We start from the raw sequence: 10,857 nt of genomic DNA, 5'->3' as shown, positions 1-10,857 counted from the left end.
CCTTATAAAAAGCAACAATTTCTCTTGCGCCAAATCATGAAACCAAAATTATCCCCATCCCCAGGATAGGTATGTCCGGCTTCCCAGGTAATGACTGAACGGCCAAAGGGCTGGCAGCGTTTTGCATCAGGCAATGTATTGACTAATTGGTAGCGATACCGGCTTTTAGGTAAAATGGAAGAGCGATAGGTGCTACAAAGTGCAGGCCAATCTTTACCAACGGAATCTTTAATTGCTCCAAGGCGATGAAGCTTAAAGTCGGTGCGTTCTGTCAGAAGCGTTGCGGCACTAATGGGACTTGCCTGATTGGCAACAAAACCATTGAGAGGATAGGTGGAACCTTGTGCGCCCATGCACCAGAATAAAGAATCCATGGCCGTCCCTGCCAATGCTTTGGTTGCATCTGCAGCGCAAGATGCACGCACTGGCGGTGTGGTAAATAAAGTGGCCTCAGGATTAAGAACAAAAGCAAACTCAGAGTCATTCCATGTTGGATCAAGTTCACTCAAATACATCACATCGAAATCTTCTGTCTCCATACAGCCGATGGAAGTGAGTACCTGCAGCCAATACATCAGTGGGTATTTGTACCAATGCACGTAATAAAATGCGCCCCGCCCATCGGTATCAGGCATTTGTGAACCACCCAGCCCCTGATCTTTAATGTGTAATTGCACCCCAAGATTCACCATGCAATAAGGCTTTCGTGTCACATCCACTAACGCAAAGGGTTCCCAATAACCTATAGTAACTCCTAAAAGTTGTAATTTGTTTGGGCAGGAGCAGATAGGGTTGCCAGGGTTTTTCGTATCAGGATATTGGCTCTTTACCACTTCGGAGGAGCCAATGGTTAATGGGAACAAACAATCCCAGCAAATGTCGGTTATAGGATTGACAAAATGCCCCTTACATTGTGATGCATGTAGTGAACCTATGAAGAATAAGCCCACAACAATCGAATAGAAGAAACGTTTATTCATCGTTCACTCCAATTTCTTTAACCTGCCAATCAAGACCTTCCTGGCTGACTATGCTTGGGACGTGTTGAAGGTGAAGCCTGGATGAAATGTTGCCGTTCACATCAAAATAAATTCGACCAAAAAGCTTTGCAGCAACTCGCACATCCCCACCAGTCAAAATATACTTAACGTGCTTAAAGTCGGTGTAATGTTTTTTAACCCAGGCAACTTGTCCTGTATCATCTGCATTAAAAAAAATCAGGGTTTTAAGGAAGTGAACACGCTCAAATGGATTGATCCGAGTTCCTGCTTTTGCAATTAAATGTCCATCAGGTGTCCAGATATCATGAGATACAGTCACTGCCGGTGAAATGCGAAACGTCTTAGGCTTGCGAGTCGTGCTCAATGCCAAAGGGGTTGGCCTCATCGCCTGACGTGCAGCTTTCTGCTCTAAATCGCGTTGAACATGCTCTAAATCACCGCTTTGCTGCAATGCATAGAGTTTGTTCATAATGACTTTCCTTATATCCTCTTCATTGACAGGGAATGTCTGACCATAATGACCTATATTTTTTGCATGACTCACAGGTTCTAATAGACAGAAAAAACCTAGAATAAGGAGAAACAACTGTTTGTTAGCGTGCCTCATGTTTTATCCTTGTTATGGTCAAGGCAATAAGCTCATCCGTCACATCCACAGGGGACGGTTTAAAACTCGACAATACGGACGCACTCACAAGGGTTACCTGATGTGACGCCCCATAATCCTTGATGACTTCTGGGAGGGTGCGTGAAAAGCGCTCCATTATTTTTAATTGTTCTTCATGAGTCAGTTTGGAACGAGCAAGCATTACCGAAGGCGCTTCAATGGCACGATTCATGTCAACCACCAAAAGAGGTAAAGACTTAGGCCACATCACCCAAATACCCGCCAGGATTCCAATTAATCCGCCAATTCCTGCAAAGACCCAATGCATGGTTTTGATCTGGTTAAGCCGCATAAGCCCTCCCATAATGCTCCTTTGCCACTTGCGATACGGCATCAAGAAATAACAGTCCCTGTGCCACATAATTAATGACTGCCTGATAATCATCACCATCGGAAGATAAAAGCACGCGAGTAAACGGATCAACAAACAAGCGATGAAAGGAGGAAATACCATTAGCACGCAGCAAGACTTGAGAAAAACCCGCTTCTTTCGCTATTGGGAATGATTTGAGAATAGTCATCTCGTAGTCTGAAAAAGTCTCATGCTTTTTTTGATGTTCTAAAAGCGGTGATTCCTCTTGTAAAAAAACAAGCTTTAATGCGGAATTTTCCCAGGCGGCGCGCGCTTCTGAAAATTCGAAATAATCCTCAATTCCCTGGGTAATCGTGACAAATGATGCTTTATGCCGCCGACCAGTACGAAAGCCTTTGGTAATAAAGTTGACCGCAATTGAATCTCCTGTAAAAAATGACCAGGCTTCATCAATGATGCACATCTTTTGTTTGTTCCTGTCTGAGTTGAACATACGTCTTTGAAACTGGGAAATAACGGACAGAAGAACCGGGGCGCGAATACTTTGATTGTCCTCAATTTCCTTTAAGTCCACTACAATCATACGGGCATCAGGTGATAGTTGAGATGGCTCATTAAAGGCTTTGCCATGCTCTGAGGCAGAACAGTAACGCTGGAGGTTCTTAGACAAAATACGCGCTGTAGGATAGGTTTCGCGGTCGTGCTCGTACAACGATAATAAGACTCCTGCAACCTCATCAATGCGTGTTTGATTCTGAGTTGCTCCAAAAGCAGTTAAAATAGCTTCTCTTAAAGTGCCTCGGTCGTCATCTGTAGCACCGCTAGTAGGGCAGGTTAATAATTCAAACAAGGCAATAATGTCATCAATCTCTCGTAAAATGTCCGTTACATGGGTAAAGGGATTCATCGCCAAATTGCTGTACTCAAGATAAGTCCCACCGAGCGCCTCACACAGTTTTCTATAGCTCCCACCTACATCAATAATGAAAATATCTCCGCCATTAAACAGGATATTGAGCATCAGCATCTGAATAAAAAAGCTTTTTCCACCGCCCGAGGTTCCGGTGACAGCCATGTTGTAATTGCTGCCAAATACACCAGAGAAAGGATCGATGCAGGCAAATTGATCGCGCATGGTAGGCAACAAGATACCCTTACCTACTCCGCGCCAGTCAGAAAGAATGGGCATGTATTGAGTTGCATTCCATGAAGAAATTGGCCACATCATTGTGGGAAGAGAAAAATCCTTAACCAGATTTCCTGTGAAAAAAAACGGCATCGAGACTAAAAAATACGGACATTGCATACGTTTACACAATGCCAATTTAATGTCATTGAACGCAAATACCGTGCGAGCAGCCTCCACATCACGCTCTTTTTCATGAGGTCTTGAAAAAAGAACCACGTTATAAAGCATCTTTACAGAACGAGTCTTCTGTGAGGATAAATCATCTCGAAAAGTACGCCATACTCTTGCCTGCTCCTCAGTTCCCGCTACATTCAAGGCATAATCACTTTTAGATTTTTTATCCAAATCACGGGTCTTGCGGTTCGCTCTACCCTGAGCACGTCCCTGCTCTTCAACCAGATAGATGACCGAGATGATGTGATTACAGGATATTCTTTTATCAGGATGAAAAATGTTGCTGGTATTATTGATGTTCTCCCATAAACAATACTGACGAGGGAGGCGATCAATGGTCAGAACAGATACAGCTGTTTCATAAGCATGTCCAGTTTCATTAGCCCCTTGAATTACTACTTCATTGTTTTTAATTTCAATATCAAAGTCATGAGACAGTGCCTGCTCTTTAAGTAATTTGGTTTTGTCGTATATAACAGGGCGTGGGGTAATTGCATCAGGGCAATTATCCAGATAAAACTGAAGCAAATGCAAAAAATCAGTCGCATCTGCTTGCTTAAATCCAATTTTTGCAGCACTTAAGGATGCTTCAAATGAAACGCGAAACTGGCCAAAACAGGCTTTTAAATCGTTCTCAGATTCTTTTTTGATTTTATCAATGACGATATAGCAATCCGTATGCGTTAATCGAGGTGCAAGCATCGTGTTGGTTTTAAAACCGTGTATGGCGGCTTTTTGATAAAATGCCTTAAGGTTCTCTCCTAACAGGCTTAAATTTTCAAATTCGCTTTTTGTGAACTGCGAAGTAAATGCCTCAATATCTTTCCCTACCTGATTGTGTTTGACGCAAATCAACTGCAAGGTGAACTCATGAGACACTTTAGATTGAAGCAGCGCATCCAGCTGCTCTGCTATGTGTTCATTCGCACCCGTTAAAGGGACAATGCGATAAATTAAACCCGCATTGTGTTCATTAAAAAACAGCTTCGATTCCTCATCAAAATATTGATAAGGTAATAGCTCCTCAGTAAAAGAAGGATATTGATGCGCCTTGAGGTCAAAAGCGGCTCCGTTATCGGCTAGCCCTTTGTCATTCCAGGTCTCCTTTAGCAACTGATAAGTATCTTGAACCCATTCTATAGCGTTTGTAAGCATTGCTTCTCTCCTGTATTCGTGCCAGCGCCTATTTATAATCTGAATACAGATCTTGAATTCTTGCCTGCTGCACGAATTGACCATCGGGTGTATAGCGTTTTTCCTGCACCATACGATTCACCATTTCCATACTTTGACAACCACCCCTGTCAGAAAAAGGACATCTTGCATCCTGATTGTCGAGGATGGATTTCGAGCAGGCACATAACTGCGACACTAAGAAAAGGGTACTCAATAAAAATAGAGGTTTAGTCATGAAGTGGCTCCTCATTTTGTACGGTTGAAAATAATGGGGTAGAGGGTTGTCCTGGTTGATTTAAGAGGGGATTCTCAACAGGATTAACGGTTTGAACCATGGGCTCTTGATTATTGGACTGCATCAATGAAGCGCCATTCACAGGGTGTGTATTTAATTCATAGGCACGGCTTACAGTGGTTGTAACCCCAGACTCGTTTTGGGCATGTCCTTCATTGATAGCGCGTCCTGACTCGTACACCTGATGTTCTTTGTCTATCCAAAAGCCTTTAGTAAATAAAACGGACACACGACGACCAGCACGTGCCACAACCAGTGGATGATAAATATCAGCAATGCGCATTACATAGTCTGAAATACGATTGGCAGGATTACTAAGCGCACCACCAGCAGCCGATTGAGCAAGGGTTGATGCCTGCCCGTAGGTCGTAATGGTGCCAGCCCCCGGATTGATTGTTTGAGCGGTATTTAAATTCTTTAAGCCATCACCAAATCCTGCCAGCATGCCTGCCGCTGCCGAATAGGTTAAGAGCGGCTTTGTTTTTAGAATGGATGTTCCGCGTAAATCCTGCATGGCATCCAAATCAAATACAGAGCCGTAGGCCTTTTGTTCAAAATTGATGTTGTTTCCTGCGCAAGACAGTGTTTCTAAATGCATCACCACGGAACTTCCTGATAAATCACCATAAGTGGATACCAGGGCGACACAGTCTTCCAGATGAGAACGCTGATTGTTGGGCATGATTCCTCCGCTGGTAAGGCGGATTAAAGCAGTTCCCATGTTTTTTGAGCCGTTTATTCCTGCATCACCTAAAACCCCAGTCAGCAACACCCCTTCAACAAAGGTTCCCGCCCAAACATAATTTTTAGAGGTTCGCACTTCCTTGTTTTTTTTCTTCCGGTTGTTAAATTGCACTGTTTCCAGTCCTGATTTTGCGAGCAGTTCGCGCTCTGCCTGATGCTTTTTCTTTTGCTGTGCTTCCATTTCTTCACGAGTTGGCGGCCTAACGGTGACCAGGCTTGCCTGACGGGTAGAAACCAGTGCAACCTGTAATTGTTCGTTCATTTTTTTATTTTCTTCTTCAAGGTGTGAAAGCTGTTCTTTCATGGCCTGGATCAAAGCTTTTGTTTCCGAATTTTCTGTTTTCACAGGTGCTGCTTCCTGCTGTTTTTTATGATGTTCTGCCACTAACTCTTTTAAAGAATCAATTTGTTGCTGCTGTTGCAGAAGGAGTGCTTCGTCACTGCCCTGATTAAAAGTACTTTCAAAAATACTCTCGAACGGAGCTTCTTCCTGGTGGACTGGTTTTTTTTTCTCAGCTGATGAGTAACAATAAAATCCATAGGATGCCCCACCCACCAGTAATAAAATGGCTGCGTGCTTCAATTGTTCCTTTTTGGCCAGTTTATTGGCGTTTTGAGGTTTTAGCGTCAACCATTGTTTTATTTTTTTAAACATTACCTACTCTCCTTCCAACTCATTTTAAGCAGCTTCTGGTTTATCCCTGATTGCTGTATAACCCATATAAATAAGCGATTTTTTTAGGTGGGAGCGCCTCATCACTTAATGACAGGGATTCTGCGTCCTTATGGGCAAATAAGGCGGTTGTAAGCGCCAGCTCATGATTTGATGTATTTTCTAACCGATAGATAAAGCCGGTGAAACGCTTCCCCTGATATTGTTTTTCAAGAGTTACCTTAATGTTTTTTTTAATGTAAAAAGAACGTGGAGTAATTCGTTTCTCATTAAATTCTTTGGGGGTCTCCCCTGCTTTCATGGCAGCGATTGCCTCATCTACTTCACTGGCATCAGGGGTATCCAGTTTCACAAATTTCAATTTTGTTTGAGCGCGCGGCACAAGCCTTAAGGTTTTTCCAACCGATTCATCAGGTGTCAGGGTAAGTGATACGTGATGTCCTTTATCTGTAGTTAGGAACAGGGTAATGGGAACTTGAAAATTGGGCTTTATATACACCGAAGAATCCGTGCTTTCAGGGTTATCCATCTCACTTTTATCTACTGTAATAGCATGCTCTGGGTAACTTAATTTAGTGATCGATTCCCCTTCAACAAACACACGATTAAAGTTAATACTCGATAAGGTCAGATTAAACTGCTCTCCTTCTTCAAAAGCGATGACCGAAGGAGCTGTGCTTGCACAAACAATTCCTGAGCACAAACAACTTATAAGAAGAATGTTTTTTTTAACTTGATCATAAATTGAGTTAGTCATGGTGTATCTCCTGAATGGACACAAGATTTAAAAGGCCTGATTGATGTGAAAACTGCACTCGATACATTTTGTGTTGTGGCTTTAATTGAAGCCCATGGCTTGTGCGATACAATTGCCCTTCGATTTGACCTTGATTTTTAGAGACATCCACGGATACTTTTTCAACATAAAAAACTGAGCTTACATTTTTTTCATGTACTGTTTTTCGCTCGGCATCCAATAGTTTGGAAAACGATTCCTGGTATTTCGCTGGAATCAGATGAGACAGCATGGTGTAGCGTGCATCAATGGTCTCAGGATTGTAGGTCAGGCGTAAGTCAGCAGCTTTCTGCGTCATTTCTTTCAGGTATTCGGGTGAATAGCCTTTATCACCAATGCTAAACTCTAGACCAGTACACACTGGAAGCCAGTGAACCTGCTTATGCAGTAAGGTATAAAAATTTAAGGCGCAAAGGACAATAATTGCAAACGTACTCGATAGCGCCCAAATCAGTGTCAGCTTGAATAACAGTCTGTTTTTTGCAATCGCATTATCACGAAATGAAGTATCCATTAAATCACCTGATATAAATTCGGTTGGCAGAATCGGGAAAAGCTCGAAATACAAGGGACGTTAACCTGTGAGGCAGCGACCAGTATACGATGGCAAACAGACTCCGCAGAGGCAGTCCTCCATACTTGATATGCATCGCAACGCTTAGGGCTGCGCCTATCATAAAAAGCTGATAGGCAAGTCCTGTTAAAAGCCCAATTCCCGTGAGTAAAAAAATGGGCAGGCCTGTGGTAACAGGAATACCCGCAATTTTAGGCTCATCAGAGAGCATAAAGGTTTGGTAGTTGCGAGCCATTATTTCAATGCCCAGTGAGTAAACACCATCAATACAGGAACACCCGCAAGGACTGCGATATTTTTGGTTTTGATGTAGGCATAAGCCCCTGCAAGCCCTTCTGCTAACAAAAGAAAATAAGGGAGATCTGAATCCGCTCCAAAGGTTGCCTTTACTTCCTCTTTTAATCCAGAAAGCCGATTCTCAGCAGCAAAACAGGAGTCTGGCATCAAACACAACAGTGCCAAACCAATCATTAAAAAAGGGAGCAGCTGCCTGGCATACAGATATCCTTTAATGCTCAAATCGTTCATTGCTGTTCTATAGTTCATCACATTCTCCTTTTTTGGTTAAAAAAATCCCCCTGAGCCCCAATTTGTGCTCATTTTTTATTCTTTTTATTTAATGAATCGTGTTTTTGTGGTTTTATAAAGAGCGCTTATCCATCCATGGTTACTCCTTTATCAAGCATGCTTTGACTTAATAGGTGGTTGTTCTTTTTAAGTTCAACTAAAATTTGCGTCAGTAGGTGATTTGCAGAATCCAGTTTTTTGAACAAAGCCACATACTCAACTGCTTTTGCTATGTCAGGAACCTCCTTATCCATTGCTAGCAAAAGCGTAAAAAGCGCTCCACTGGAAAGAATGTGTTTAAAATATTCGACATCCTGTTCATCATTTTCAGTTGAAACGGCAGTCAGATTCTGATTAATCTTAAAATTGTTTTCAGGCAGTGTTGTGGGCTCTGCATGAATAACTCCACTCACAACGATGAGGGTCATCGACAGCATGAGTGTTTTAATTGGGTTCATTGAGCGCTCCTTTTATTTTTGTTATGAACTTAAGCTTTTAAAATTAGTCCGATGTTTGGTCTGTTTCTGGTATGTTGATGTTCTCAAGTTCACTTTTCATCACAATAACTCGTGCAAGATAGGGTTTTACCTTCGGTGATAAATGTGTACAGTAGCTTCTTACATTGCTGATTGCTTTTAATTCATTGTATCCATAAGCCATAGAAACAACTGCACTGTCTTTTTTATGATGCTGCAATTGGGCTCCTGCTGATTCCAGGTAGGCTGCAGCAATTGCGACATCTCCAGAACATAAATCGGAATTGTTTTCTTTGGCAATCTGGTTGAGTTGATAAGACGTATCAAAAATTGGTCTTTCTAAATCGTAGTGATTCGAACTGGTTGCAACAGCACAGGGTGAACCCAGTGCGGTGATGATAAGTCCTGCTATTACATTGATTCTCATTACTATTCCCTCTTTAACTCATTATTGTTTTTTAAATCCTATGCACTTTTTTCATGAAGCTCTAATCAGGCTGCATCAAAAAATGCCCGCTAATGTTTTTACCAGACCTTGTTCCAATGCGGGTCGTGCTTCTGCAAAACTCAGATTGACTTTATCGGCATTGGATACCACCCGCGTTCTATAGCGTTGGTAATCACTGTGTTTGCTCAATGTCTGTGTGGTTCCAGATGCAGTGCCATTTTGAAGGTTGGAATTAAACTGCTCATGAACAGTACCTTTTCCAACGCGCTCAGAAATTTGTACATCGGTAATCATCGTGTAATTCACTGCCTTGACTAGAGAATCTGCAGCCAAACCAATAATTCCCCCACCAATACCTGCACCAATCATGGTGCTTGAATGACCGCTTAATGCACCCAGTGCAGTTCCTGTTGCTGCCCCTGCCAATGCACTGCCATACCCGCCACCTAGCGCGGATTGGCTTGCAGACGCGCTCATTTTTCCCACCTTAAGAATATTGGCCTGCAGCAGGTAATGGGCTTTGGATGGATTTCCAACCACTTTATAGCCATGTTCTTCTAATGCCTGCTTTAGTGACTTATCAATGGATAATGACTCTTGAGAAGTATTCTTAATTGTGATGTAAATCGTTTTTTGACTTTGAGCCACAGGATCAAGAAAAATCGTTTGGCTGAGTTTTGTATCTGTTTCTAAGTTACGATGTTCGATCACTGTTGATGTTGCAGCACAGCTCACCAACAGGGCAAAAGATCCAGTTAAAGCTAAAGTGGTAATTGCCTTTTGTATCTGGTTAATGCATGGTTTCATATTATTCCCTTAACTCGTTAGTATGGTGATTTGAATGGTTAATGAGTCTGTACGCCCCGTGCTTCCTTCCACTGACCAGGCTTATTTAAAAACAGAGATTGTTCTTTTTTAATTTTTTGATGTATTTCCTGACGATGAATAATTACATCTTGTGGTGCATCGAACCCTAAGCGGACTTGATTACCCTTAACACCGAGCACGGTGATATAAATGTCATCATTGATTAGTACGGTTTCGCCTATTCTACGTGTAAGTATTAACATGCTGTGTTCCTTTTATTGGTTAGTGAATTGAATATTCTTTTTTTTGTGAATCAATCTCGAATCGAAGCGCTTCGCATGCCAATCGTGCCTCCATTGCAATGTGCCAGAAATCGCATTCAGGGATTTCCTGATAGGCCAGAGCTAATGACTCAGAGCAGGCGTTTAAAAGACAGTACAGCTCTTCCTTTGTAAACAGTTTTAAACATGGAATTTGTTTCATCATGCAACTCCCAATAACTGGCGAATTTTCGCAAGGTGTGTTGTTGCAATGTCTTTTGATTGAGGCAAAGTGCACAGCACCTTCTCTTTAATTTCCGGGATCTGGTGTCCTTGTCTCATTAAATGACATACCCGTTCATATGCCTCTTTAAATACTGCAAAAGAATGGCCTTCATTATCAATTTCCAGAAATTTAAGCCCCAGTCTTTTGGCAGTAAATTTAACCACTGCATGACTCCAGTTTGGGTTCGTTGAATAAGCGCTGTTTAAAACCTCCCTATGCGCCTCGGCAGCAGAAGGCAGGCGCAAATCACTATAAAAGCCAAGACACAAAGCTCGAAACTGCAGGCAATTGGGTGGAAATTCACAAAACTTGTCGCCTTTACTCAATGTCATTAATCGCTCCACACCACTGTCTAATGCTTTTGGAGTTAAATCTTTAAGTGCAGCAAACCAAACTCCTGTATCATTCACT

General features: G+C 42.2%; 16 protein-coding genes. All 16 read right to left on the bottom strand.

Annotated elements, in window-relative coordinates:
• Positions 1-2: 2 nt before the first annotated feature.
• On the bottom strand, positions 3-980 hold the full coding sequence (gene traU / locus BW930_RS08410) for a conjugal transfer pilus assembly protein TraU (RefSeq protein WP_058464708.1): 978 nt from the start codon (positions 978-980) through the stop codon (positions 3-5).
• The gene (traW, locus tag BW930_RS08405) at positions 973-1,608 is read right to left on the bottom strand and encodes a type-F conjugative transfer system protein TraW (protein ID WP_058468994.1); all 636 of its coding nucleotides are present in this window, start codon (positions 1,606-1,608) and stop codon (positions 973-975) included. Before traW ends, traU begins: the two co-directional genes overlap by 8 nt.
• Positions 1,595-1,960 carry a TrbI F-type domain-containing protein gene (locus tag BW930_RS08400; protein ID WP_082647084.1) on the bottom strand — a complete coding sequence of 122 codons (366 nt, stop codon included), beginning with the start codon at positions 1,958-1,960 and terminating at the stop codon, positions 1,595-1,597. Before BW930_RS08400 ends, traW begins: the two co-directional genes overlap by 14 nt.
• Positions 1,950-4,499 carry a type IV secretion system protein TraC gene (gene traC, locus BW930_RS08395; RefSeq protein WP_058468996.1) on the bottom strand — a complete coding sequence of 850 codons (2,550 nt, stop codon included), beginning with the start codon at positions 4,497-4,499 and terminating at the stop codon, positions 1,950-1,952. Before traC ends, BW930_RS08400 begins: the two co-directional genes overlap by 11 nt.
• A 28-nt stretch (positions 4,500-4,527) precedes the next feature.
• Entirely contained in the window at positions 4,528-4,755 is a 228-nt protein-coding gene (locus BW930_RS08390) for a hypothetical protein (RefSeq protein WP_014845147.1), read from the bottom strand.
• Positions 4,748-6,214, bottom strand: a complete 1,467-nt coding sequence (locus tag BW930_RS08385; protein ID WP_014845148.1) for a TraB/VirB10 family protein — start codon at positions 6,212-6,214, stop codon at positions 4,748-4,750. The genes BW930_RS08390 and BW930_RS08385 overlap by 8 nt, the downstream gene beginning before the upstream one ends.
• 40 nt (positions 6,215-6,254) lie before the next feature.
• Entirely contained in the window at positions 6,255-6,989 is a 735-nt protein-coding gene (gene traK / locus BW930_RS08380) for a type-F conjugative transfer system secretin TraK (protein ID WP_014845149.1), read from the bottom strand.
• Positions 6,982-7,542, bottom strand: coding sequence for a TraE/TraK family type IV conjugative transfer system protein (locus tag BW930_RS08375; RefSeq protein ID WP_041174155.1), 561 nt, complete (start codon positions 7,540-7,542; stop codon positions 6,982-6,984). Before BW930_RS08375 ends, traK begins: the two co-directional genes overlap by 8 nt.
• A 4-nt stretch (positions 7,543-7,546) precedes the next feature.
• Positions 7,547-7,837: a type IV conjugative transfer system protein TraL gene (traL, locus tag BW930_RS08370; protein ID WP_014845151.1), complete on the bottom strand. Its 291-nt coding sequence runs from the start codon at positions 7,835-7,837 to the stop codon at positions 7,547-7,549.
• Complete coding sequence (locus tag BW930_RS08365) at positions 7,837-8,148, bottom strand: type IV conjugative transfer system pilin TraA (protein ID WP_014845152.1); 312 nt, start codon at positions 8,146-8,148, stop codon at positions 7,837-7,839. The genes traL and BW930_RS08365 overlap by 1 nt, the downstream gene beginning before the upstream one ends.
• Positions 8,149-8,255: 107 nt before the next feature.
• Complete coding sequence (locus BW930_RS08360; protein ID WP_014845153.1) at positions 8,256-8,627, bottom strand: hypothetical protein; 372 nt, start codon at positions 8,625-8,627, stop codon at positions 8,256-8,258.
• Positions 8,628-8,670: 43 nt separating this feature from the next.
• Positions 8,671-9,072 (bottom strand): hypothetical protein, encoded by a 402-nt coding sequence (locus BW930_RS08355; RefSeq protein ID WP_014845154.1) that lies wholly within the window; start codon positions 9,070-9,072, stop codon positions 8,671-8,673.
• A gap of 75 nt (positions 9,073-9,147) precedes the next feature.
• A complete protein-coding gene (locus tag BW930_RS08350; RefSeq protein ID WP_014845155.1) occupies positions 9,148-9,900 on the bottom strand; it encodes a complement resistance protein TraT in 753 nt (250 codons plus the stop codon).
• 38 nt (positions 9,901-9,938) lie between these two features.
• Complete coding sequence (gene csrA / locus BW930_RS08345) at positions 9,939-10,163, bottom strand: carbon storage regulator CsrA (RefSeq protein WP_014845156.1); 225 nt, start codon at positions 10,161-10,163, stop codon at positions 9,939-9,941.
• A gap of 19 nt (positions 10,164-10,182) precedes the next feature.
• Positions 10,183-10,386, bottom strand: coding sequence for a hypothetical protein (locus BW930_RS08340; RefSeq protein WP_014845157.1), 204 nt, complete (start codon positions 10,384-10,386; stop codon positions 10,183-10,185).
• Positions 10,383-10,856 (bottom strand): hypothetical protein, encoded by a 474-nt coding sequence (locus BW930_RS08335; protein WP_223499707.1) that lies wholly within the window; start codon positions 10,854-10,856, stop codon positions 10,383-10,385. Before BW930_RS08335 ends, BW930_RS08340 begins: the two co-directional genes overlap by 4 nt.
• Position 10,857: the final 1 nt, after the last annotated feature.

This window comes from Fluoribacter gormanii, assembly GCF_900156395.1.
Classification (GTDB): Bacteria; Pseudomonadota; Gammaproteobacteria; order Legionellales; family Legionellaceae; genus Legionella; species Legionella gormanii.
This window is presented reverse-complemented; position numbering and strand designations above follow the sequence as displayed.